The following is a 24,496-nucleotide window of genomic DNA, read 5'->3' on the forward strand; positions in this document are numbered from 1 at the left end:
CGCCCGGGAATAGCAAAGCGATGACGCAATAGCCCAGTGTTCGGCCGAGCTGGATTGAAGCGGCCAGGAGGGTCCTTCACCAGCATGACGTCCATATAAAGGGAACATCACCCTCTTTTCCCCAACCGGCACGCCAGGCGTCATCTTGTACCCGGAACTTTGTCATGGCCTGCCGGGTGGCTCTTTACATGATCGATGAAGGCGCGCAGCTTCGGCATGACCTGCCGGCGGCCTGGATAGTAGAGAAACACTCCCGGTATCACCGGCGCGAACGGCTCCAGCACGTGCACCAGTTTTCCCGCTCGCAACCCTTCGACGACCATCGGTTCAGGTAGCTGTGCAAGCCCTGTGCCTTCGACTGCCGCGCCCAGCATGGTGGGAAAATCATGGGCGATGAGAGGACCCGATACGGCGATCTCGATCGCACGGCCGTCGTCGTTGAATGACCATGACGCGAGCGCGCCGCTGGATCGCCGCCATCGCAAGCATGCGTGCTGGCGCAGATCGTCCGTGCATCTGGGCCGGCTGCGCCCTGCGAAGTAGGCTGGGCTGCCGACGACGACGAGACGAAACGGTGGCGTCAACGGTACGGCGACCATGTCGGCATCGACGAACTGGCCCAGCCGGATACCGGCGTCGAACCCTTCCGCTGCAAGATCGATCAGCTCCTTGCTTGTGGCGATCTCCAGTTCGACCTCGGGATAAGCCTGGCAAAAGGATGCGATCAGTGGTTCCAGCAGGATTGGCACTACGGCGCGCGGCACTGAAAGACGCAACAATCCGGAGGGCCGCTGGCCGAGTCCACGCGCAACCTCACTCGCGGCGACAAGCTCCTCGAAGGCTGGCTTTGCGTGCGAAAGAAACCGTTCGCCAGCTTCGGTCAGGCCGACACTACGCGTGGTGCGTATGAAAAGCGCTGCGCCAATGCGCGCTTCAAGTACACGCACCGTCTGACTGATGGCCGACGGCGTGACCCCGAGTTCCGCGGCTGCCCGGCGAAAACTGCGATGCTGGGCAACGCTCAGGAACACCTCCACGCCATCGAGCGCGCCCTGCCTGACTGTGAAGTTCTGCTTCATAGCCCGTCAACATTGTGATGAATAGTCGCTCGCGAGAGGCCATGGTACACCTACGCCTGCAGATGAGGCGTCACGCCGACGTCGACTCGCAAGCCCTGAACAATCCGCCAGGACCGTGGAGGAACCGCCGATGACCGCAGCCCCTGTTCCTGCTGGTATCGCCTCGCCGCGTCCCGCCTGGCGCGGCCTGCTCTGGATTGTCCCGCTGACGGTCCTGTGGATTGTGTTGATCTACTGGCAACCGGTTATCCCGGCTAGCGGCGTTCCAACCACGGTCCACCAACTGGCGGCCCATGGGCTTATCGCGGTCGGGTTGTGGCTGGGCCTCGAAAGCACCGACCTGACGCGGGACCAACGCCGCACGACCTGGCTGGCGGTCATGATCCCGGACACGCTCTGGTTCGCTGTCGCCTGGAGCGCAGCGATCAATGGCGTCTTCCGCTCGGGCGTCTCACCCTTGCCGTTGTTGCCGCTGGCGATCTTCCTGCCGGTGATGACCGGCGCGCCGCTGTTGCTGCTGTCGAGACGGATGGGGCAGGTACTCGATGCGATGCCGGCGACATGGCTTGTCGCTCTTCAGCTTTACCGGGTATTCGGCAGCTGGGCTCTCGCAGCCTGGCTGCATGGGGCGCTGCCCACCGTGTTCGCGTTACCGGCGGGAATTGCCGATGTGTTGACCGGCCTGTTCGCCGTGCCGGCGGCAATCGCCGTGGCGAGCGGTACGGATCAGGGGCGGAAGGCGGCGATAGCCTGGAACATCTTTGGCCTCGCCGACTTCGCCGTCGCGATTACCTTGGGGATGATCACTTCGACCGGCCGGTTCCAGTTGATCGTTCCGGGCGTGCCGGGCATCGGCGCCGGCGCTTATCCGGATGTGCTGACCCCTGCTTTCGTGGTGCCGGGCTCGATCCTGCTGCACGCGCTGTCGCTGCGCCAGCTGATCCGACGACGCGCCGGCTGATCTCGTTCCTGTCCTTCAATGCGCCAGACCACACGTAACAGGAGGCAACATGTCAACGGAACGTCTCTTCCAGGTGCATCTCGTTCTGGGGTATCTCGCGTGGCTGCTTTGCCTGCGCGTATATGTCTGGCCCAGGCTCAAATCGATGGACCCGTTCGAAGCACAACGCGCCATCGCCACCTTGCACAGCTTCCGTTTCTTCGGGCTGGTCTTCATCCTGCCGGGCGTCGTCAGTCCCCATCTGCCTGCCAGCTTCGCCGTGTTCGCCGCATACGGTGACTTCGCAACGGGAGTTCTGGCGATGCTGGCGCTACTCACAGCACGGATACGCCCACTCTTCTGGTTGTTCGTCGTAGCCTTCAATCTTGTGGGAGCGACCGACCTCATCCTCGACTACTACCACGCTATCCAGTCCGGTCTTCCCGCGCGTGCGGGAGAGTTCGGCGCCACGTACGCGATTCCGGTCATCTACGTGCCTGTGCTGATGATCACGCATATTGCCGCCTTCTATCTGCTGCTGCGCCCTCAGCCCAGGCCGGCCCGGAGCTATTTATCCTTCCGCAAGCCATGACATGACCAAAACGTGGCTTGCTGCCAGCAGGCGGCGATGACCGAAAGACGTTTCTGCATGCTCTTGAGCATGTTGAGCGCGGGCAGCGTTCAATCCGGTGATGCTGCCCGGGCGGAATGCCGGGCGTCGCGATATCGGCCGCACGGATCCATGCCGCCAACTCGATGTGACGTGCGCGCTGAAGGTCCGCTTTTGCGCCGCACGGTTGTCTGCGCGGTTGCCTCCTTTGGGCCGAGCCCGGCCAGGCCAGCTACCAGCGGACCGTTGGCAACCAACCTCGAACGGGCACCGTCATAACAGCCGCAAGCCGCCGTCGCACTCGATCACCGCGCCCGTCATGAAGGTGTTCTCCATCAGGAACTGCAGCGCATGCGCGATGTCCTCGGCATGGCCGACGCGTCGCACCGGCAGGGTTTCGGCCTGCTGGCGGAACAGGTCCTCCTTGATGTCGGTGGGGAATCTGTCCCACCAGGCGGTATCGACCACGCCGGGTGAAACGGCGTTGACGCGCAGCGGCGACAGTTCGCGCGCAAGCGTGCCGATCATGCTTTCGAGCGCGCCGTTGATCGCGCCCAGTCCCGCAGTGCCGGGATTGGCAATACGCGCGGAAATGGCGGTCAGGAATGTCAAACTGCCGTCGCGGCGCAGGGACGGCAGGCCAGCTTGCGCGGCTTCGAGCTGCGGCCAGAACTTGGCCTCGAAGCCGCGACGCAAGGAAGCCAGATCGAGTGCGTTGAACTGGCCTGCGCCCTCGCCGCCGGAGAGCGTTAGCACCAGATGATCGATGCGACCCAGGCGGTCGAAGAAACGGTCGAGCGCAGCGCGGTCGGTGCAGTCGAGCGCTTCGCCGGTGACACGCCCACTTCCCTGAAGGCCGGCGAGCACCTTGTCCAGTTTGACCCGGTCTCGGCCGACCGCCACGACGTGCGCACCGGTTTCCTTCAGCCGCGCCACCGTCGCCAGCCCCATGCCCGACGACCCACCCAATACGACGACTTTCTGATCTTGCCAATCCATGTCGTTGCTCCTGTCGATGAAAGGAGGGGCGTCTGTCAATGTGCCGTCACATGTCTTGCAGCGCACCTCATGGCGATAGAATGCGTGTCAGACTCATATCATTCAAATCGTTTATATCGATGCCAAACATCATTGAAAATGATTTCAGGCGCTTCGACCTGAACCTGCTGCTGGCCTTTCGCGCGCTGCTGGAGGAGCGCAGCGTCACGCGCGCCGCGCAGCGGCTCTTCCTCGGCCAGCCGGCGGTGAGTGGCGCGCTCAAGCGGCTGCGAGAGGCATTCGGCGACGAACTGTTCGTGCGCACCCCGCACGGCATTACGCCGACGTCCCGCGCACTCGAACTGGCGCGACAGATCGAGCCCTTCCTTCAATCGCTGCATCAGGCGCTCACGCAGCCGCCGGCGTTCGATCCGGCACGCGCGCAGCGCGTGTTTCGCATTGGCTTGAGCGATTCGCTTGAGGTCCTGTTGACGCCGGAAATCATGGACCGCCTGGCCACCACGGCGCCCGGCGTGAAGCTGATCGCGCGCTCCACCGACTCAACGCGCGCGGCAGCGATGCTCGACGAGGGCACGATCGAACTGGCGATCGGTGTGTTCCCGGAATGCGTGCAGTGGCAGCGGCGCCAGCCGTTGTTTCAGTGGCGCTTTGTGAGCGTCTACAATCCGCGCCTCGTCAAGAGCCGCCGCAAGCACCTGTCAATGGATGAATTCCTGCGACACCGGCACGTGCTGACTTCGTTCAGCGCGGGCCTGCACGGCTTTATCGACGAGCAGCTGGCAATACAGGGCCTCAAGCGCGATGTGGTGTTCTCCAGCTCGAATTTCGCGACCAGCCCGTTCATCGTGCGGCGCACGCCGGCGATCGCCACGGTCCCCGACTTCATCGGCCGCGTCTGGCGCGACACATTGGACCTGGCGATGAGTCCACTGCCATTCGATGTGCCGCGCTATGAGGTCTCGCTGATGTGGGCTGCCGCGCGGGACCAGGATCCGGGACTCGCGTGGCTGGCGGCGGAGTTCATGAACGCGTTTGGTGTGGACAGAGCAAGAGCGGCCCATTCTTGATGCAGGCGTTATGCGACAGCGCACAGCGTTCCCCGGAATTCCGCGATGAACTTTTTCGCGAATGGCCGTTTTAAGTCGACAGGGAAGCTCGTCGTCGGATCGCGTTCGGCCATCTTCGGTCCCTGGTCACTGCATCTGCACCGACATTCGAACGTCGACTATGCGTTGCACTGCGGACATCAACTTGTCTATCGTGTTTGCAGTCTCGTTGGGTTCCTGTGAAGAAGGGGAGTTACAAGAGACAATCGCCCACTCAATTGGACATCACCTGATAGACGCGCATTTAGTCCAGAGCTGCTCGCACCTCACGAAGAATCTCTTCCGAAAGTTCAGGGTCATCAACCGCGCGAGCCAGAATGATGGCTCCGACGATGCTCGAAAGCGTATGAATCGCATCGCGACGGGCATTTTTCTTTTTTGCCTTTGCAAGTGGCTCGGCTAGACCTCTGAGCGTACCCTCCACATGCCGCGTGAATGCGGGTTGAGCCGCAGGCTCGCGCGCAATCTCGCTCCCCAATGCTGCGATCAGGCATCCGTTTCCCCTCTCGTCGCGGTGTTGTTCAGTGAGATATCCGTCGACATATTGAGTCATTGACCCACCAGAGGCCGCACTTTCCTTCATGAAGTCGAGCGCTTTGGCCGATGCATCTTCAATGCTCTCCGAAATCAGATTCTCCTTCGACTCGAAGTGATTGTAGAAGGCGCCGTGTGTAAGCCCCGTCGCCTTCATGATCTCGCTGAGGCTGACCCCGGAAAATCCGCGCTCGCGAAAGAGAATGGAAGCTTGTTCGAGGATGCGGGCATGCTTCTCCGCGGTCTCCTCTGGTGGGTAACGCATACGTCCTCCGGAAAAATGGCAAGAAAGGTGTTGACGACAAACAGTATATCCATCATGCTTCATTATCGAAAGCATGATGGTTGTCATGTTTGAGTGTTGCCCTTTCGGACGGACCGTCGATCGTGCGCTTTATAACATGATGACCATACTGCTTGAGTGGCAATTGCGGCATGCAGGCTTTGGCCAGGTTCCTTAAACTTTCGAGGTCTATATGAAGAAATTTCTCGTCACGGGTTCCACTGGCGCTACGGGCGCTCCCACCGTTCGCTTCCTGCTGGAGAACGGCCACCAGGTCGTCGCTCTTGTTCGCCGCGAAGACAACCGCTCGAAGGCACTGAAGGAACTGGGCGCGGAAATCGTGCTCGGTGACATGCTGAAGATCGAAGATGTCCGTGGCACGATGAAGGGTGTCGACGGCGCGTACTTCTGCTATCCGCTGACCCAGGGCGCAGTCGAAGCAACGGCGATCTTTGCTCAGGCTGCCAGCGAGCACAATGTGAAGCAGATCGTGTACATGTCGCACCGGCAGTCGCGCTCGCACGCACGCAGTCCGGCAACGATGAATCACTGGCTCTCCGAGCAGATCCTCGACCGCTCGGGCGTTCCGACCGCGCATCTGCGAGTCAACTTCTTCTCCGAATGGATGCTGTACACGGCGGCTGAAATCCGTGCCGGCCGTTATCTGACGCCGTTTGACCCGGAAAGCCGCTTCGTGCCCATCGCCGCTGTCGACATCGCACGTGTCGTTGTAAAGATTCTCGAGAATCCCGACGCGTTCGGTAGCAAGGTCATCCCGGTCACGGGCTCGCGTGAAGTGAGCCACATCGAACTGGCAGGCATCCTCGCGACCACGCTTGGAAAGGACGTGCGCTTCGAGCAGGTCACGCCGGACGAATTCGTCAAGATCCTCGGCTGGGATGGCGATCCTTCATTTGCGATCCATTTCAAGGCGATCAAGGTCGATCAGCAGGAACAGTTGCTGGCGGGCGTCGACAACAGCGCGGCTGAAATCGTTGGTCAGCCGCTGACGACGCCGGAACAGTTCATCGAACAGCATCGTCAACTCCTGGCGTAAAGGGTGATACGCCGTCAGTCTCGGGTGGGCATCGCGTCGTAAAGAGCGGGACGAGCGCCTCGTATCGGGAGGATTCTCCCTTTTGCGGAAGCGTGTGTCTTTGCACTCGCAACGACGGATCAGGGAATGTCGCCGTTCCTCTCGCCGCATTGGGCATGTCCGGAACAGGAACAGGACGGCCAGATATGGCCGTCGCCACAATCATGTCGATTCTCACCCTAAACTCCTCTGTCGAAGTCTTTCGTCACCCGAACGCTGAACCGGGGACCGCTGCTCGCCACGACGTGACGGTCCGCCAGAAGACTCCGGACCGCCGAGCATCGTCTTCAAGTCGTTCGATATTTTCTGGATCCAGATTGTCTACGTCTCCATTGATCCATGCGGCAGCACCCCAGCAGTCGTGACTATCGCGCCGGATGACCCGTGACACTGGCACCCGCCTGTCTGCGCCGGTAGCCAGTGTCCCGCGACGCAAGCCAGTAATACAGCGGCGACGTCAAAAGCAGCCCGATGACCCACGAGAGATCCGCGCCATCGAGATACTTCGGCACGGGACCTGCATACATCGGCGTGTTCATGAACGGAATCTGCACGACGATGCCGATCCCATAGGCAATCAGCGCCTGTGGATTGAAGCGGCCGTAGATGCCGCCGTCTGCCAGGAAGATCGACCGGATGTCGTATTTCCCCTTGTGAATCACGTAGAAGTCGATCAGGTTGATCGCGGTCCACGGCACGAGCACGACCAGCAGCGCAAGCACGAGATCGACCAGATTGCCCACGAAATTGGTCGAAGCGCCGATCGCTCCGTAGCAGCACGCGAAGAGTATCGCGATCGACAGCACGGCACGCGCCCTGGCAGTGGGAATCCAGCGCCAGGCGAATGTCTGCAGCGACGTGATGGCCGCGAGTACCGCGCCGTAGAGATTCAGTGCGTTATGGCTGATCACGCTCAGCAGGAAGAGGACAAGCATCGGCAGTCCGAGCGGTCCGGTGGCCTGCCTGACGGCGTCCATCGAGTCGGCGCCGGGCGGGACCGCGAGCACGGCCACCGCACCGAAGACGAACGCGAGCGTAGAGCCGATCGTGCAGCCGAGGTAGGTCGCCCAGAACGTCGATGCGACACCCACGTTCTCCGGCAGATAGCGCGAATAGTCGGAAACGTACGGGGCAAAAGCAATTTGCCAGAGGGCCGACAGCGAAACGGTCGCGAGCCAGCCGGCGACGTTGAATCCGCCCCGGGTCAGGAAATCGTCCGTGGAGATATGCGTGAGGATGTAGCCGAAACCGATGAAAATGCCAATGCCGAGCACCCAGGTTCCGATGCGGTTCAGGATATGGATGACCCGGTAACCGATAATCCCGATCAACCCCGATCCCATCGCGCCGATCACGATGCCGACCGGAACCGGGACGCTGTTGTTGATGCCATGCAAAGACTTGCCGGCAAGCACGATGTTGGATGCGAAGAAGCCCACGTACATCACGCCTGCGATCACTGTGACGAGCAGCGCGCCCCATGAACCGAATTGCGCGCGGCTCTGGATCATCTGCGGGATGCCCATCTGCGGGCCCTGCGCCGAATGCAACGCCATCAGCACGCCGCCGACAGCCTGGCCGACGACGATCGCCACGATGCCCCACAACACATTCAGGTGGAAGATCTGCACGCCGAGCGCCCCGGTGACGATGGGCAATGGAGCGATGTTGCCGCCGAACCATAGCGTGAAGAGATCGCGCACCTTGCCGTGGCGATCCTCGGGCGGCACATAACCGATGGTGTGTTTTTCGATCAACGATGAAGCGTTGCGTTCCGACGTATTCAAGTTTGTCTCCTGTATCGACCGGAGTTAGCGCGTTACTCCGGTCCCATGTGTGATCAGGCGTGTTCGGCCTGCTGAATCGCGATGCCTCGCGTTCAGGAGTATTTAAGTTGCGTGGTCTTGCGGATCGTCTTGCCCTGGCACGAGACAACGGCCTCGCTATTAGAAGGCCTGCCGCTACGGCAACACCCTCGATGCATACGTCTTACGACGCAGCCGAGAGGTAATCCGCCAGACGAGCCAGCATCGCATCGCAATTGTGCAATTGCTCGACCGTGACGAATTCGTCCGGCTTGTGCCCCTGGTCCATGCTGCCCGGTCCGCACACCACCGTGGGAATGCCCACCTGCTCGAAGAGCCCGCCCTCGGTGCCGAACGCGACCGTGCCGAAGTCGCTGGAGCCGCTGAGCAACGCCAGAAGACGCGCCGCTTCGCTGTCGGGTGAAGTAGCCAGTCCCGGATAGGTGGAGAGCGGCTGAAGGCGGATGTCGGTATCGGACTTCACTGCGCGCATCTTCGGCAGCAGCTCAGCCTCGACGTAGTGCTGCAAGTCGTCGGCGACCTGGCTGGCATCGAAGCCCGGCAGCGCGCGCACTTCGAAGTCGAATTCGCATTCGGCCGGCACGATGTTGAGCGCCCGCCCTCCCCTGATCACGCCTGTCTGCACGGTGGAAAACGGCGGATCGAATCGCTCGTCGTGATGCTCGGGCTGCGCCAGCTGCTCGCCGATCTCTTCCAGGCGACCGATCATCCGCGCCGCGTATTGAATCGCGTTGACTCCATACGGCGCATAGGCCGAATGGCAAGGCGCGCCTTTCACCTGGCAGCGCATCGCCAGCTTGCCCTTGTGGCCCAGCACCGGCTTAAGCCCGGTCGGCTCGCCAATCAGGCAAAGGGCCGGCTTGTGCGTGCGCCGCTCCAGTTCCGCCAGCATCGGCCGCACGCCGAGGCATCCCACTTCCTCGTCGTACGAAAAAGCGAGGTGCACGGGCAGCTTCAGATCGCACTCGAGGAACGCCGGTACCGCCGCCAGTACCGAAGCGATGAAGCCCTTCATGTCGGCCGTGCCGCGGCCATACAGACGCCCATCGCGTTCGGTGAGACGGAATGCATCGACGGTCCACGGCTGGCCGTCGACGGGCACCACGTCCGTATGACCAGACAGCACGATGCCGCCTCGCTCACGCGGACCGATGGTCGCGAACAGATTCGCCTTGGTGCGCTCGGCGTTGTAGAACAGCTCGCTTTCGACACCGAGTTCGTCGAGGTAGTCGCGAATGAATTCGACCATCTCAAGATTGGAGTCGCGGCTAACGGTGGCGAAGCCGATCAGCCGTTCAAGCAGCGCACGGCTGGATCTGTCATTCATTGCCGGGCACTCCGTAGCTGGGCGCGGCAGTCGGATTCAACGCCCGCGTCAGGTAGTCCTGCATCTGCGGCCGATACGCCTGCCACAGACGGTCGAGCTGGCCGATGGGATTGTCATCAGCCCAGTCGACCCGCAGATCCGCGATGGGCCAGATCACGTCGCCCACGATCCTGAGCGCCGCCGAATGCACGGGCCCCGCTTCGCCGCCGGCAGCCATCGCGGCATGCATGGCCGCGAGCAGGCGGTCGGCAAGCGTGCCGGATGCCTGCTCGAACGCCGGAACCATTGCCTCGATCACTTCGACGCCGGTCAGCATGTTGCCCGCAGCTACGCATTGCTTGCCAGCGACGGCGTGATACGTGCCCAGCGCTTCCTTGCCGCTGAAGAACGCCGTGCGACCCTGGCCGTCGATCACCGTCACCTGCCGATACTCACTCCACTCGCTCGCACCGAGCACACGGTCCAGCGCTGCGGCGGGATCGAGTTGCCCGCTCTCCAGAAGATCGAGAATCCGCGGGCCGAGCGCAGGCAGCGTGACGTTCTGCGTCGCCACCGCGCCCACACCTGCACGCAGCCATGGGCATCGAGCGCCTACCGCGATGCTGGACGAACTGATCGCGATTCCGAGCTGCCCGGATTCCTGACAACGTCCGACGATAGAAAATGTCATGTCCCGCTCCTCAGGCTTTCGGCGACGTCCATCCATCCGGAATGACCGCGATAACGTCGATCTCCATCAACCACTGCGGCTGACCCAACGCGACCACGACGAGGCCCGTGGAAATGGGAAACACGCCCTTCAACCACTTGCCGACTTCCTGATAGACCGGCTCACGGTAGCGGATGTCGGTCAGGAACGTCGTCGTCTTGACGATGTGAGACAGGTCGCTGCCCGCCTCTTCCAGCAACTGCTTGACGTTCTTCATCGCCTGTTCGGCCTGGGCGCGTGGATCGCCGAGGCCGACGAGGCGGCCTTCGAAATCCGTTGCCACCTGACCGCGCACATAGACGGTATTGCCAGCGCGCACGGCCTGACAAAGATCGTTGTCGAGCGTCTGGTTCGGATATGTATCCTTCGTGTTGAACATGCGGATACGGGTATGCGTGGGTTGGCTCATCAGTGCACCTTAATGCCTGGAAGAAATGGATTGCGGATCAAGGAAGCGTATGCATCAACTGACGCTCATCTCGCTGACTTTATGGGGGCGTGGACCGGTGGACGTGTCTTCAATGTTTTCCTCGCCGCGGCGATGTGCCTCGCGTTGCGATTCATCGTAATACGCCAGGTATTTACGCTGCGTAACGATGTGATCGGCGATGTGCCTCGCGTCGTGCCACACGCCCCAGATAAATGCTGAGCCGCGGCGCGACAGCCAGGGCAGACCGAGGAAATAGATGCCAGACTCCTTCGACACGCCGCGCTGATGTTTCGGCTTGCCTTTCTCATCGAAGGCGTCGACGTTCAACCAGCTGAAATCGACGGCATACCCGGTCGCCCAGACAATCGACGTCACGCCGGCTTTCGCCAGATCGAGATCGTGCAACGGGTTCGTCACGCATTCCGGGTCCGCGGGAATGATGCGGGCTTCGGGTTCTTCGGGGAGATCGAGACCGTTGCGCCCGGCATACGCGTCGGCTGCGTCCAGCAGCGACAGATAGTTCTCGTCGCCCCGCGCGATGTTCTCCGCAAGATCCGCTTCGAAGGTCACAACGCCATCGTGGAACGATTTCGTCAGACCAACCAGCGTGATGCCCTGATGTGCAAGACGCCGGAAGTCCACGGTATGGCCGCCACGCGAACCGCTCACCGCAATCGTGACGTGTTCCCTGCCGGGTTTCATGACCTCCGCGTCCCATTCGCCGAGCACGCCCAGCCACCAGCAGAAATCGCGACCGCGATAGGCGCGCGGCGGGCGATCATGCGCACCGACCGACAGATAGACGCGCTTGCCCGCGCGTTGCAACTCGTCCGCGATCTGCACGCCCGACGATCCTGCACCCACTACCAGCACGCCGCCTTCAGGTAATTGCGCGGGATTGCGATAGCCGGCGGAATGAATCTGCGTGAGGCTCGAATCCTGCGGTGCGATCGGTGGAATGACGGGGCGCTGGAAGGGTCCCGTCGCGACGACCACGCGATCAGCCTCGATCGTGCCCTCCGATGTTTCGACGGTGAAGCCCTGCCGCCCCGCATTGCGCACGACCTTCTTTACTTCCACGCCGGTACGGATCGGCGCTTCAAACTTCTTCGCATAGGCGACGAAATAGTCGGCGACCTGTTCCTTCGAAGCGAATGCGTTCGGGTCGAAATCCGCGAACTCGAGATTCGGGAATCGATCGTGCCACGCGGGGCCATTGGCAACCAGCGAATCCCAACGCCCCGTGCGCCAGCGCTCGGCGATCCGGGCGCGTTCCAGCACGAGATGCGGCACGCCGAGCCGGCTCAAATGTTCACTCATGGCGACGCCGGCCTGACCGGCGCCGACCACAAGCGTATCGATTGACGTTACGTCCACTGTCATGGCTGTGTCCTTGAAAAGGCGGAATGTTTCGATCCGGTTGCGGCCTCGCGGTCTTTGAGCGCTCGCGGCCGTTGCGCGGACCCAGTCGTGTTTCCCGCAGCGCGCTGCTGCCCGGTCCGTTCGTCTGGATGAAAATCTACGCGCCCCTTCAGAATCTGAAAAATATATTTAAAAAATGCATGGCATCGGATTTACCTATGCAAGCCTTTTTGACCGCTCCACAATGCCGCTCATCAATGCGGTCCAATGAAGGCCTTGAACATGGAGCGTCGTCGATGGAAAGTCACCTGTTGCGGTACTCGTTGCGACAGTTGCGTTATTTCGTGGTCACTGCGGAAGCGCTGTCCTTCACTGCCGCCGCGAAGCGTCTGCACATCTCGCAGCCATCGATTTCGACGGCGCTCGCAGACCTCGAAGTGTCGTTCGGCGTGCAACTCTTCATACGACATCACGCGAGCGGTCTGTCGCTCACGCAGGCCGGACGCGATCTGCTCGGGCAGGCGCGCAATCTGCTGAAGATGGCGGAGGAATTGCAGACGACCGCCAAGGAAATGGACGGCGGCATGACGGGCACCATCACGCTCGGCTGCCTCGTGTCGCTCGCGCCGCCACTCATGCCGGGGCTCATCAGCCGCTTCACGGACGAGCACGCAGGCATCTCGTTTCGCACTGTCGAGGCGAATCAGGATGGTCTCTTGCGCGGCCTGCACGACGGCTCGCTCGACATCGTTCTCACCTACAGCCTCGACCTGACGGAGGACATCGCCTTCACGCCGCTGCTCTCGCTGCCGCCGTATGCGATCCTGCCGAAGACGCATCGTCTCGCGCGCGCCCGCAAGGTATCGCTCGCGGATCTCCTGCCCGAGCCGTACGTGATGCTCGATCTGCCGCACAGCCGCGAGTATTTCGCCGCACTCTTCGATGCGGTGGGCAGCCGCCCCGTACCGGCCTTTCGTTCATGGCAGCCAGAGGTCGTGCGCGGCATGGTGGCCAATGGCCTCGGCTATAGCATCCTGAACTTTCCGCTTAAATCGAATCGCACCGTGGATGGGGAAGAGTTCGTCATCAGGCGCTTCAAGGACAACGTCAACGCAACGATGCTCGGCATCGCGCAATCGCGAACGATGAAGCCGCGCCAGGTCGTGCAGCGCTTCGCGTCGTTCTGCGAAACCTATATCCAGCGGCTGCATATCGACGCATGATCAGGCAAGACGCAATCGTCTGCACCAGGCCTGCGCGCGCTGCATAGGTAAAAACTTTGCTTTGTATCTAAAAACAATATTCTGGCTTGCAATTTGGCTTGATAGATTGGTGTCCATGTTGAGCGCTACGCTGCAATACCTGGCGTTGGCGTTCCCACCGTGAGAAATCAAGGAGGACGCATGGCCAGTCCAGCAGGGACGATCGCAGTGCAAGCGCTTGTTGACGCGCTACAGACGGGTTGCGAACGACCATTCAGCGATGCGCATGCGATGCCGCCTGGTGTCTATACGTCGCCCGAATTCCTTGCGCTCGAGGAGCGCGCTATCTTCGAGCGTGAATGGCAATGCATTGGCCGCGCCAGTGCGCTCAAGGCGCCCGGCGATTACATGACGGCGCGCATTGGCGCGCAACCGGTCGTCATCCTGCGCGACGAACAGATGCAGCTCAAGGCGATGTCGAACGTGTGCCTGCATCGCATGTCGGTACTACTCGAAGGACGCGGCAACGTGCGTCGCATCGTCTGCCCGTATCACGCGTGGAACTATTCGCTGGACGGCGCGCTGCAAGGCGCGCCGCTCATGGACCGGCAAGAGGGCTTCTGCAAGGAAAGCTACCGGCTGCCCGCCGTGCGCTGCGAAGAATGGCAGGGCTGGCTTTACGTGACGCTCGACGAAAACGCGCCGTCTGTGCAGACGCAACTCGCCGCGCTGGGCGAACTCATCGGCGCGTACGGCATGTCGGACTACATCGAAACGTTCCATGAGGAGCACGTGTGGGACACGAACTGGAAGATCCTCGCGGAAAACTTCATGGAAAGCTATCACCTGCCCATGCTGCATCGCGCGACAGTAGGACCTCATTCGCGACTCGATGAAATGGAATGCCCGCCGGGCCACCCAGCCTTTAACTATCACTGGATCACAAAGGAAGCGTCCTTGCCCATCGGCAACGCGCATCCGGACAACTCGCGTCTCACGGGACACTGGCGCAAGACCACGGCGTTGCTCGCGATCTACCCGACGCATCTCGTCACGCTCACGCCGGGTTACTTCTGGTATCTCGTGCTGCAGCCTCAAGGCGTGGACCGCGTGCATATCCGCTTCGGCGGCGGGCTTGCGCCGGAGTTCATCGCGGATCCTGAAGCCAACGCGCACATGACGACGTTGAAGAAGCTGCTCGACGAAGTGAACGCGGAAGACAAACGCGGCGTGGAAACCGTCTTTCGCGGCGTGCACGCGCCGCTCGCGAAGCCCGGACACTTGAGCCCTCTCGAACGTCCCAACTATGACTTCGCGCGCTATATCGCCGGCAAACTCGTCGCGATGCAACCCCCCACGCATTGATTACGACGCACCGTAAACAGGACGCGATCACGATGTCGAACCCTTCCTTCATCTCATTCTCGGGCGTGAGCAAGTCGTACGACGGCGCGCAATACGTCGTCGATGGCCTGAACCTCGACGTGCGCAAGGGAGAATTCCTGTCGCTGCTGGGTCCATCCGGTTCGGGCAAGACGACGACGCTCATGATGCTCGCGGGATTCGAATCGCCCACGCACGGCGAGATACGCCTCGACGGACGGCGGCTCGACGACAAGCCTCCGCATCAGCGCGACATCGGCATGGTGTTTCAGAACTACGCGCTCTTTCCGCATCTGACGATTGCGGAAAACGTCGCGTTTCCGCTCTCTGTTCGACACGTAAGCCGCGCCGAACAGAAGACGCGCGTGAAGCGCGCGCTCGAGATGATCGAACTGCCGCATCTGGCGAACCGGCGGCCCGCGCAGCTCTCCGGCGGGCAGCAGCAGCGCGTGGCGCTCGCGCGCGCGCTCGTGTTCGAGCCGAGCGTCGTGTTGATGGACGAACCGCTCGGCGCGCTCGACAAACACCTGCGCGAAACCATGCAATACGAAATCATGCGTCTGCATCGCGAACTGTCGCTCACGGTCGTCTACGTGACGCACGACCAGGCCGAAGCGCTAACCATGTCGGATCGCGTGGCCGTGTTCTCCGATGGCCGTATCCAGCAGGTCGCGACACCAAGCGAACTCTATGAGAACGCGCAGAACGCGTTCGTCGCGAACTTCGTCGGCGAGAACAACGGGCTGACTGGACGCGTCGTCAATGCGGGTGAGGACTGGGCGACGCTCGCGCTTTCGGACGGCAGCGTGATTCGTGGCCGTTGCGAACCCGGCCTGCGCGCGGGCGACGAAGCGATGCTCGCGCTGCGCCCCGAACGTGCGCATATCCCGAGCGCCGAAGGCGCGCACGTCGACGAACACAGCAACGTGGTGCGCGCACGCGTCGAGGAACTGGTGTACTGCGGCGATCATCATCGCGTGCATCTCGCGCTCGGTTCGCGCGATTCCTTCGTCGTGAAAGTGCCTAATACGCAGCGCCATGCGCTGCCCTCGCCCGGCAGCACGATCGAGATCGCCTGGCGCCACGATGACTGCAAGATTCTCGCGATGAGCGTGCCACGCAGCGCGCCCACGCTTCACGTATCCACGCCGCCCTCACCTTCCCTCATCACGACCGCACCTGCAGGAGCCAACTGACATGCGCACCCACATCAAAGCACAAAGCGCCGCCCTCGCTGTACTCGCCGCAGCCGCATTCACCACCGTGACCACGCAGGCAGCGGAGACGCTTTCCGTCGTGACCTTCGGCGGCGCGTATGAAGCTGCGGCCAGAAAGGCCTATTTCGAACCGTTCACGCAGGCCACGGGCATCGGCTTCTCGACCGAATCGTATGACGGCGGCCTCGCGAAACTCTCCGCGATGGAGCAGGCGAAAAACACCACGTGGGACCTGATCGACCTCGAGACGAACGACGCGATCACCGCCTGCGACGAAGGTCTCCTGCAGAAGTTCGACAGGAAGACGATCGGCAAGACGAGCGATTTCATCCCCGGCTCGATCAGCGATTGCGCGGTTGCGAGCATGGTCTGGTCGACGATCTATGCCTACGATGCGAGCAAGCTCAAGACCGCGCCAACGACCGTCAATGACTTCTTCGATCTGAAGAAATTCCCCGGCAAGCGCGGCCTGCGCAAGTCGCCGAAGGTGACGATGGAATGGGCGCTGATCGCCGACGGCGTCGACCCGAAGGATGTCTACAAGGTGCTGGGCACGCCCGCGGGCGTGGATCGCGCGTTCAAAAAGCTCGACACGATCAAGCAGAATATCGTGTGGTGGGAGTCGGGTGCGCAGGCGCCGCAGCTGCTCGCGGACGGCGCGGTCGTGATGACGCAGGCCTACAACGGCCGCATCGACGACGCCGCGAAGAAGGACAACAAGCCGTTCAAGGCCGTCTGGGACGCGCAGGTCTATGACTACGACTGGTGGGGTGTGCCGACGGGCGCGAAGCACACCGACGCCGCAATGAAATTCATCGTCTCTGCCTCGCAGCCAAAGGCCTATGCGAACCTGTCGAAGTACATCGCCTATGCTCCGCCGCGCAAGGACGCGATCGCGCTCATCGACAAGCAGCGCCTCGCCGATCTGCCGACCTCACCCGAAAACTTCAAGCGCGCGTTACAGATCAACGCGAACTTCTGGGCCGACAACGCGGACCAGATCAACAAGCGCTTCCAGGTGTGGCTGACGCAGTAACATCTTCGTCCGACGAGAGCCCAACTTGACTACTCACATGCCCGCTTCGGCCCCCACCAGGGGCCCGGGCTCTCCGATGAGAGCCGACGGCCGCGCGTCGTTTCAGAAGGCACACCGACGCGCATCGATGCAGGCTCTGTTGCTTGCACTGCCGCTACTTGTGTTTCTGCTTTCGACGTTCATCGCGCCGATCGCGCTCCTGCTCGCGCGCAGCGTGGAGAATCGCGAAGTGTCCGACAGCATGCCCGCGCTCACGCGCGCGCTCGATGCGTGGGATGGACGCGGCGTGCCGGACGAGCGCACGTTCGCCCTGCTCGCCACGGGGCTCCGGGAGGCGCAGCAAAGCGGGCAGCTCGGTACTGTCGCGCGGCGGCTGAACTTCGCTCAGGCCGGGTTCCGCAGCCTGTTGATACGCACCGCGCGCCAGTTGCCCACCGATGCACCGCCCGCGTGGAAACCGGCGCTCGTTGAACTCGATGAACGCTGGAATTCGCCGGAGACGTGGCGCCTGCTGAAGCGGGCCGCCGCGTCGCCGACACCGGACTTTCTGCTCGCCGCCGTCGATGCGCAAGTGACACCACAAGGCTCAGTCGCGTTCGTACCGGACAACACTTCCGTCTATCGGCAGGCGTTCGCCCGCACCATCTCGATCAGCGCGACCGTCACGCTGCTGTGCCTCGTGCTCGGCTATCCGGTCGCCTGGCTGCTCGCGAATCTGCCTGCGAAAAGCAGCAACCGGCTGATGCTTCTCGTGATCGTGCCGTTCTGGACTTCGCTGCTCGTGCGCACGACCGCATGGTACGTTCTGCTGCAACCGGGCGGCGTCATCAACAGCCTGCTGATGGGTCTCGGGCTCGCCACGCATCCGCTGCCGCTCATCTTCAACCGCACGGGCGTGCTCATCGGCATGACACACGTACTCCTGCCTTACATGATTCTCGCGATCTACTCGGTGATGAAAAGCGTATCGCCCGTGTACGTACGGGCCGCGCAATCGCTTGGAGCGCACCCGTTCACCGCGTTCGTGCGGGTCTACATTCCACAGACGCTGCCGGGTGTGGGTGCGGGCTGCTTCCTCGTGTTCGTGCTCGCGCTCGGCTACTACATCACGCCCGCGCTGCTCGGCGGCGCCGGCGACGAGATGATCAGTCAGCTCATCGCGATACAGACCAACACGCAACTGAACTGGGGCCTCGCCGGTGCGCTCTCGGCGTATCTCGTGATCTTCACGGCGATCTTCTATTTCCTGTTCAACCGCATCGTCGGCATCGACCGCCTGCGCTTCGGTTGAATCACGGCTGAAACCAGGTCGAAACACGCGGACGCGACGAAGGAACGACATGCAGGGTCAACGCAACAGAGTACTGACGGAACGCATCGCCGCGCGCTGGGTATGGCTACATGCAGCGCTTGTGCTGTTCTTCCTGATTGCGCCGATTCTCGCGATCATCCCGCTCTCGTTCAATTCGGGATCGTACTTCTCCTACCCGTTGCAGGGCTTTTCGCTGCGCTGGTATGAGCAGGCGCTCACGAGCCCGGACTGGCAACGGGCGCTGCTGAACAGCATCGGTATCGGCGCGGCATCGACGCTGATCGCCACGTGTCTCGGTACGCTCGCCGCGCTGGGCATTTCGCGCGCGCAGTTTCCGCTGCGCTCGCTGATCATGCCGATCATCATCTCGCCGATGATCGTGCCGATCGTCGTCGTGGCCGCGGGCTTTTATCTGATCTTCGCGCCGCTCGGCCTCGTGAACTCGTATCCCGGCGTGGTGCTGGCGCATGCGGCGCTCGGCACGCCATTCGTCGTGATCACCGTGACGGCATCCCTGCTTTCGTTCGATCAGAGTCTGTTGCGCGCCGCTTCCGGGCTCGGCGCGACGCCCTGGATCACATTCAGGCGCGTGATCTTGCCGCTCATCACGCCGGCGGTCGCGACCGGCAGCGTCTTCGCCTTCGCGACCTCGTTCGACGAAGTGATCGTCATTCTGTTCATCGGCGGCCCGGATCAAACAACCGTGCCGCGACAGATGTGGAGCGGCATTCGCGACTCGATCGACCCGTCGATCCTCGCCGTGGCGACGATGCTGATCGTGTTCGCAGTGCTGCTCTTCGCGAGCATTAACTGGCTGCGTGGGAGCAGGGTAACGGGATGAAGCGCCCACGCTGGTAAATTCAGCCTTACGGGTGTTTTCACGCTGTAGTGCCGGACCGCTCCCCCCATCCATATCGGGTCGCCCCCGAGACCTTCAGAGACGCATTCGCGTCGGTTCATTACCCACGCAGTTGTAAAGCCACATCCCTGCACTAGCCGCGAAGACATGCTTTCAGTTTCGGCCAGGCTGTTCATGCCGCAGCTGGCATTCCGGCCCGGCTGCCGCAAACCCCCTCCCGCGCGCCACCAGCGTCGACCATGCCTCAAAGGCATGACCATAAGCCTGGAAAGTCTTTTCCACTGCCATGATAACCAGCTAGATTACGCTTCAAGGCAGCGGCAAAAGACAAACAGCGCACTTCGTCCCGCCGGCTGCTGGCACATCACCATCATGCATTTCATCTATGCCAGAAAGGGATCCAAAATGAGCAAACCCGTCGTTTTGATCACAGGCGCACTGACCGGAATCGGCCGCGCCACCGCCTTCGCGTTTGCCGACAGCGGCGCGAAACTCGTCATCTCGGGCCGCCGCGAAGCGGAAGGCAAAGCGCTCGAAGCAGAACTGCGCGAGCGCGGCGCCGATGCCGTCTTCATCCAGGCCGACGTTCGCCGTGACGAAGAAGTCGCGAGCCTCGTCGATGCCACGGTTTCGCGCTTCGGCGGTATCGATGCCGCCGTCAACAACGCCGGCACGGAAGGCACGCCCGGCCCGATTACCAGCCAGAACGCGGAGAGCTACGCCGCGACATTCGACACCAACGTTCTGGGTACGCTGCTCAGCATGAAGCACGAACTGCGCGTGATGCTCGAGCAGAAGCGCGGCAGCATCGTGAACGTGTCGTCGACGTACGGTCACGAGGGCGCTGCCTTTGCATCCGTGTACGCGGGCAGCAAGCACGCCGTCGAAGGCATGACGAAGTCGGCGGCGCTGGAAACGGCCGGCGCGGGCGTGCGTGTCAATGCGGTCGCGCCGGGTCCCACCGATACCGGCATGCTCGACCGCTTCACCGGCACGGCCGAACGCAAGGCGGCGCTCGCTTCGACCGTGCCGCTCGGACGGGTCGGCAAGCCCGACGATGTGGCCCGCGCGATTGTGTTTCTCGCGTCGGAAGCGGCATCGTTCGTGACGGGCCAGATCCTGACCGTCGACGGCGGCAAGACCGCGGGCTGAAGCCGCGCCATCCTGGCGGTGACAGCGTGCGCGCGCTGACGGTCCAACCCGGCCGTCAGCGAGAATCCCGCAGCGGCTTTATGCTCACGGAACGCGCACTTCTGTCACGCGGCGGGACACATGCCGGCATGCCCGACCGCGCTGCCGGCCAGCCGGCTTTAATGCAAGCTCCTGATCCTGATTGATCCACCTTACGAGGTCGACATGTCGAACACTACGCAGCCCGCACGCACCGTGAAAATTCCGGGTCCCGATCACCCGATCACCATCGAGCGCAACGCCACGCGCGTGGTGGTTTCCATCGCGGGCCGCACGCTCGCCGACACGCGTCGCGCGATGAAACTGCGCGAGGCCAGCTATCCTGCTGTGCTGTATATCCCGAGGGAAGACGTGGACATGACGCTGCTCGAACGCACCGATCACGCCACTTACTGCCCGCACAAGGGCGAATGCGCGTACTACTCGATTCCGCTCGGCGGCGAGCGCTCGGTCAACTCGGTATGGACGTACGAGAATCCGTACGATGCGGTCGCGTCGATCAAGGACCACGTCGCGTTCTATCCGGACCGGGTCGACGCGATCGAGGAACTGGATTCCGCTGCCTGAGCACGCCAACCCGTGCCACTCCGCCCGATCAAAGGCGCGCCGCGAGTTGCGCTTTCCAGTCGTCGGGCATCATCTGACCGCGCCGCGCGTAGTAGTCGCAGCGTGCCCATTCGATATGCTGGTAGTCGAACGCGATATCGAAGCGCCGGCTGACCGCGTCGAGCGCGCGCAACGCTTCTGGCATCACGTCCTTGCCGATGCCGTCACCTGGGATCACAGCGATGCGGTATGCAGTGCGGGGCATGCGAGTCTCCCTATATCGCTGTTTCGGTCCGACATTCAGTGTGGCAAGCCATGAATGGCTGCCACACTGAATCATCCTGCAAGATCAGGCAGCGGGAACGTCTCGCGCATCAAGTCGCTATAAGCGCGCTCGATCAGCGCAATATCGCGCGCCTGATTGCTCGCGTGGATACCGCACAGTTGCGGTAACGACAGTTCGACCGCGCGGCACGCCGGATAATCGCGCACGCGCAGCGCAGGTTCGATCGTCGTAAAGAATGCGGTCGTGGGCACATCGAAGCCCGCTGCGGCATGCACGGCCGCTGTGTCGCAGGTCAGCACACAGCGCGCGCCCCGGATCAGCGCGAGAAAATGCGCGGTATCGACGGCTGCGGACTGCACATCGACATAACGTGCGTGGTCGACCGGACCAAACCCGAGTACCGGCAGATCGTATCGCTGCACCAACCGGTCAACGAGATCCGCGCGGACGTGCCGGGGAATGCTGCGCACCGGCGTGCTCGCGGACGCGCAGAACAGGACGTATGGCTGGTTCCGCCATTGAGCTGGCAACGCCGGCAGCGATACACTGGCAAGCCAGCGGTTTGCTTTCTGGCTCGACGGGACACTCGATGCATCGACGCCCAGCGCGCCCAGAAAAAAATCGATCATGGGCAGTGCGGCGAAGTCCGGCCAGAAGAGATGATTGCCGACATCGATGACGGTGGCGCTGTCGGGAACTTCGCTCAGGGAAAACGGCAGCATGATGCGCGCCGACAGCAAAGGTCCCGCGAGCGCATACAGTTCTTCCACGAATGCAGGCGCGCGGCCTGGGCGGTAGAGCGTGAACTTCACGCCGGGGAACGCGTGCTTCACGGCCGACATCGCCGTTAGCCCGATAATCGAATCGCCGAGCGTCACACCCATTCCGTTGACGACGTGAACGTCGGGTGTCGTGCGGTAGTCGATACTGAAACGCTTTATACCGGCGTTGAAAATCCCTGGCTGATACGCCACTGTCCGGTAGCCCTCGATGCTGTCCTCGCCCGTTTCCAGATCGTACGAAGCCACGAGGCGTCCGTCCGGAGAAAGAAGCGAACCGGGAAACGTCAACGCATCGGCCGGGCTTAGAGGTTTCATGCGTCGATTCGCCTTGTATGTGTCAGCAGGGAAGAGCCAACATGATAAGGCACGACATCAAGACCGGAATGTCCGGCGACTACCCGCGGTTACAGCCGGTTACGGAATACCGGCGTGCGTCGCGATTACCGTGCTCGATCAGGGATCAGTAGTACGGGTACGGGGCGTACATGACCGGCGGCGCCACGTAGCGCGGCGGCGGTGCCATGTACATCGGTTGCGGTGCGTAGACCGGCATCTGCGGCTGCGCGATGGTGTTGCCTTTGGACGTCATGCACTGCGCGTAGGCCGCGTCGTAACGCGCCTGCAGACCGGCCGCGGAATACTGCGCGCCGTTTGCGCCCGCCGCGCCGCCGACCAGCAGGCCGCTGCCCGCGCCGATCGCCGCGCCGGCGCCAGGATTGCCCGCCGCCGCGCCCAGCAACGCGCCCACGGCAGCGCCGCCGAGCGTGCCGACCGCGGCGCTGCCCACGCCGTTCGCCGTTGCGTTCTGCGACGCCGCGGCGGCGTCGCTGGAGCGGAACGCGTAGTCGCGGCACGCGTAATCGTCCTGCTGGAACTGGTTGAGCGACTCGCCGCTACGCGGCAGCGCGACGATGCTCGGGCCGCTCGGCGGCACCACCGCGCAGCCGCCGAGTGCCAGTGCGACGAGGACCGCCGGGAGTGCGACGCGATTCATTTTCGGGCTGTGAATCATGTTGGCCTGGATGGAGTGACTCAGAGTCTCCACGTTAGGCGAATCGCCGCGATTTGTGGTTACCAGATCGTTACTGAAAGTTTTTTCGCTTACATTTGGCCGCTGCCGCCCGCGTGTGGAAATGCCGGTAGCACTTCACGTGCTCACGCCAGGATCTTGCGGTACTGCACGAATCCCGAGCGGTCCGCGATACGGTCGTACAGTTGCATCGCGTCCTGATTTGTTTCGTGCGTCAACCGCCGACCACCACACGCGCGAGCAATGCGCCGCGGCCGCCCTTGCATACACTTCCTCGATCAGCTTCCGGCCGATTCCGGCACCGCGCACGTCGCTTTCCACGAACAGGTCCTGCAGGTAGCAATAGTCGCCAGCCGTCCAGCAGGACCGGTGCATGATCCAGTGCACCATGCCAACCGCCCGGCCATCGAGCAGCGCGAGCGCGCCGAATACCGGCTCCGCGGGATCCAGAATCCGGTCCCACGTGAGCTTCGTGGTTCCGGCGGGAATATCGGTTTTATAGAACGCCTGATAGCCGCGCCACAGCGGCAACCACGCATCGAAATCTTCCGGCGACAACAGTTTGATCTGCGTTTTTTCTTCGGATGTCATAGGGCGTTTTCCCGTGGTTGAATCCATGCGTGAAGTGCATGGATGCAAGGCAGGTTACGCGCGTCGTGACGACAGGAACAGTACCAGTGGACGCCATTTCATGGTGCCACCGTATTCGCAACCGGGCGGCTGCGGCATGCGGATGAAAAGAGCGGCGCCCGCCCGTTGCGGCCGGGCGCCGGATAACATTACTTGCCGATACTGATCAGCTCGACTTCGAACGTCAGGTCGCTGTTCGGCGGAATCGTGCCGACACCGCGGTCGCCGTAAGCGGTTGCCGCCGGGCACGTAAGCTTTGCCTTTTCGCCCACCTTCATCTTTTGCACGCCTTCCGTCCAGCACGGAATCACGCGGTTCAGCGGGAAGCTCGCCGGGCCGCCGTGTTTCGACGAAGCATCGAACTCGGTGCCGTTCGCCAGCGTGCCGCGATAATTGACCGTCACGACATCGGTGGCCTTGGGTTGCGCGCCATTACCTGCTGTCAGGTGCTCGACGACCACGCCCGAGGGAAGCTTTTCGGTGGTGCCCGCCATGGCGGGTGCTGCGATGAAAGCCGTCGAAGCGAGAACGGCGGCGGCGAATGTGACGACGATAGATTTCAAATGAACCTCCAGTTAGATGCGTCGCTATTGTAAAAGACGTCGCACGGCAATTCTGTGAGCGGATGTTGCAGGCTGCCGCCCGATAGCGGCAGCCTGCAAGCCAAATCCGGCGGACAGTGTAGAGGATCACATGCCATCGCCCCGAAAAAACGCCGAAA

The 24,496-nt window shown here is 62.2% G+C and carries 23 protein-coding genes and 2 pseudogenes; 12 read left to right on the top strand and 13 right to left on the bottom strand.

Features of this window, described 5'->3' with window-relative positions; genetic code table 11:
• Positions 1-140: 140 nt before the first annotated feature.
• Positions 141-1,079: a LysR family transcriptional regulator gene (locus tag LPA34_RS14930; RefSeq protein WP_228979383.1), complete on the bottom strand. Its 939-nt coding sequence runs from the start codon at positions 1,077-1,079 to the stop codon at positions 141-143.
• Positions 1,080-1,209: 130 nt separating this feature from the next.
• On the opposite strand from LPA34_RS14930, the gene LPA34_RS14935 reads away from it, so the two are divergent.
• Both LPA34_RS14935 and LPA34_RS14940 read left to right on the top strand, forming a co-directional pair.
• A complete protein-coding gene (locus LPA34_RS14935) occupies positions 1,210-2,040 on the top strand; it encodes an MFS transporter (RefSeq protein WP_228979386.1) in 831 nt (276 codons plus the stop codon).
• A gap of 49 nt (positions 2,041-2,089) precedes the next feature.
• A complete protein-coding gene (locus LPA34_RS14940) occupies positions 2,090-2,611 on the top strand; it encodes a hypothetical protein (protein WP_228979388.1) in 522 nt (173 codons plus the stop codon).
• A gap of 291 nt (positions 2,612-2,902) precedes the next feature.
• Here the strand turns inward: LPA34_RS14940 and LPA34_RS14945 are convergent, their stop codons facing one another.
• Entirely contained in the window at positions 2,903-3,667 is a 765-nt protein-coding gene (locus LPA34_RS14945; RefSeq protein ID WP_228979390.1) for an SDR family oxidoreductase, read from the bottom strand.
• Positions 3,668-3,747: 80 nt separating this feature from the next.
• Between LPA34_RS14945 and LPA34_RS14950 the strand changes: the two genes are divergently transcribed.
• Positions 3,748-4,695, top strand: a complete 948-nt coding sequence (locus tag LPA34_RS14950) for a LysR family transcriptional regulator (protein ID WP_228979392.1) — start codon at positions 3,748-3,750, stop codon at positions 4,693-4,695.
• Positions 4,696-4,978: 283 nt separating this feature from the next.
• Here the strand turns inward: LPA34_RS14950 and LPA34_RS14955 are convergent, their stop codons facing one another.
• Positions 4,979-5,620 carry a TetR/AcrR family transcriptional regulator gene (locus LPA34_RS14955; protein WP_228979394.1) on the bottom strand — a complete coding sequence of 214 codons (642 nt, stop codon included), beginning with the start codon at positions 5,618-5,620 and terminating at the stop codon, positions 4,979-4,981.
• A gap of 124 nt (positions 5,621-5,744) precedes the next feature.
• Here LPA34_RS14955 and LPA34_RS14960 point away from each other — a divergent pair, with 124 nt between their 5' ends.
• Positions 5,745-6,608, top strand: coding sequence for an NmrA family NAD(P)-binding protein (locus tag LPA34_RS14960; RefSeq protein ID WP_228979397.1), 864 nt, complete (start codon positions 5,745-5,747; stop codon positions 6,606-6,608).
• Between the two features lie 404 nt (positions 6,609-7,012).
• Here LPA34_RS14960 and LPA34_RS14965 read toward each other — a convergent pair whose 3' ends face one another.
• The 5 genes from LPA34_RS14965 to LPA34_RS14985 all read right to left on the bottom strand — a co-directional run bounded on the left by LPA34_RS14965 (position 7,013) and on the right by LPA34_RS14985 (position 12,322).
• Positions 7,013-8,434: a purine-cytosine permease family protein gene (locus tag LPA34_RS14965; RefSeq protein WP_228979399.1), complete on the bottom strand. Its 1,422-nt coding sequence runs from the start codon at positions 8,432-8,434 to the stop codon at positions 7,013-7,015.
• 202 nt (positions 8,435-8,636) lie between these two features.
• Positions 8,637-9,800 (bottom strand): acetylornithine deacetylase, encoded by a 1,164-nt coding sequence (gene argE / locus LPA34_RS14970; RefSeq protein WP_228979400.1) that lies wholly within the window; start codon positions 9,798-9,800, stop codon positions 8,637-8,639.
• Entirely contained in the window at positions 9,793-10,470 is a 678-nt protein-coding gene (locus tag LPA34_RS14975) for a DUF1028 domain-containing protein (RefSeq protein WP_228979401.1), read from the bottom strand. The genes argE and LPA34_RS14975 overlap by 8 nt, the downstream gene beginning before the upstream one ends.
• A 10-nt stretch (positions 10,471-10,480) precedes the next feature.
• Positions 10,481-10,918, bottom strand: a complete 438-nt coding sequence (locus LPA34_RS14980) for a RidA family protein (protein ID WP_090536120.1) — start codon at positions 10,916-10,918, stop codon at positions 10,481-10,483.
• 54 nt (positions 10,919-10,972) lie between these two features.
• The gene (locus LPA34_RS14985; RefSeq protein WP_228979402.1) at positions 10,973-12,322 is read right to left on the bottom strand and encodes a flavin-containing monooxygenase; all 1,350 of its coding nucleotides are present in this window, start codon (positions 12,320-12,322) and stop codon (positions 10,973-10,975) included.
• Between the two features lie 275 nt (positions 12,323-12,597).
• On the opposite strand from LPA34_RS14985, the gene LPA34_RS14990 reads away from it, so the two are divergent.
• The 8 genes from LPA34_RS14990 (at position 12,598) to LPA34_RS15025 (ending at position 21,068) form a co-directional block, all read left to right on the top strand.
• Complete coding sequence (locus LPA34_RS14990; RefSeq protein ID WP_228979403.1) at positions 12,598-13,524, top strand: LysR family transcriptional regulator; 927 nt, start codon at positions 12,598-12,600, stop codon at positions 13,522-13,524.
• 180 nt (positions 13,525-13,704) lie between these two features.
• Entirely contained in the window at positions 13,705-14,868 is a 1,164-nt protein-coding gene (locus LPA34_RS14995; protein WP_228979404.1) for an aromatic ring-hydroxylating oxygenase subunit alpha, read from the top strand.
• Positions 14,869-14,900: 32 nt separating this feature from the next.
• Complete coding sequence (locus tag LPA34_RS15000) at positions 14,901-16,082, top strand: ABC transporter ATP-binding protein (RefSeq protein ID WP_228979406.1); 1,182 nt, start codon at positions 14,901-14,903, stop codon at positions 16,080-16,082.
• Between the two features lies 1 nt (position 16,083).
• Positions 16,084-17,139 (top strand): ABC transporter substrate-binding protein, encoded by a 1,056-nt coding sequence (locus tag LPA34_RS15005; RefSeq protein ID WP_228979407.1) that lies wholly within the window; start codon positions 16,084-16,086, stop codon positions 17,137-17,139.
• 37 nt (positions 17,140-17,176) lie between these two features.
• The gene (locus LPA34_RS15010; protein ID WP_228979506.1) at positions 17,177-18,430 is read left to right on the top strand and encodes an ABC transporter permease; all 1,254 of its coding nucleotides are present in this window, start codon (positions 17,177-17,179) and stop codon (positions 18,428-18,430) included.
• Positions 18,431-18,479: 49 nt separating this feature from the next.
• Positions 18,480-19,292, top strand: a complete 813-nt coding sequence (locus LPA34_RS15015; protein ID WP_228979408.1) for an ABC transporter permease — start codon at positions 18,480-18,482, stop codon at positions 19,290-19,292.
• 423 nt (positions 19,293-19,715) lie between these two features.
• Positions 19,716-20,462 (top strand): SDR family NAD(P)-dependent oxidoreductase, encoded by a 747-nt coding sequence (locus LPA34_RS15020; protein WP_228979410.1) that lies wholly within the window; start codon positions 19,716-19,718, stop codon positions 20,460-20,462.
• A 204-nt stretch (positions 20,463-20,666) separates the two neighbouring features.
• On the top strand, positions 20,667-21,068 hold the full coding sequence (locus LPA34_RS15025; RefSeq protein WP_228979411.1) for a DUF427 domain-containing protein: 402 nt from the start codon (positions 20,667-20,669) through the stop codon (positions 21,066-21,068).
• Between the two features lie 40 nt (positions 21,069-21,108).
• Here LPA34_RS15025 and LPA34_RS15030 read toward each other — a convergent pair.
• From LPA34_RS15030 to LPA34_RS15050, 5 genes and pseudogenes are all read right to left on the bottom strand, one after another.
• Positions 21,109-21,312: pseudogene (locus LPA34_RS15030) on the bottom strand (isocitrate/isopropylmalate family dehydrogenase); the annotation flags it as partial.
• 71 nt (positions 21,313-21,383) lie between these two features.
• Entirely contained in the window at positions 21,384-22,430 is a 1,047-nt protein-coding gene (locus LPA34_RS15035; RefSeq protein WP_228979413.1) for a glycosyltransferase family 9 protein, read from the bottom strand.
• A 145-nt stretch (positions 22,431-22,575) separates the two neighbouring features.
• Positions 22,576-23,127 carry a glycine zipper family protein gene (locus LPA34_RS15040; RefSeq protein WP_228979508.1) on the bottom strand — a complete coding sequence of 184 codons (552 nt, stop codon included), beginning with the start codon at positions 23,125-23,127 and terminating at the stop codon, positions 22,576-22,578.
• 143 nt (positions 23,128-23,270) lie between these two features.
• Positions 23,271-23,736, bottom strand: a pseudogene (locus LPA34_RS15045) (N-acetyltransferase family protein).
• A gap of 188 nt (positions 23,737-23,924) precedes the next feature.
• On the bottom strand, positions 23,925-24,338 hold the full coding sequence (locus LPA34_RS15050; RefSeq protein WP_228979415.1) for an FKBP-type peptidyl-prolyl cis-trans isomerase: 414 nt from the start codon (positions 24,336-24,338) through the stop codon (positions 23,925-23,927).
• Positions 24,339-24,496 lie beyond the last annotated feature (158 nt).

The organism is Paraburkholderia gardini, from assembly GCF_907164575.1.
GTDB lineage: Bacteria > Pseudomonadota > Gammaproteobacteria > Burkholderiales > Burkholderiaceae > Paraburkholderia > Paraburkholderia gardini.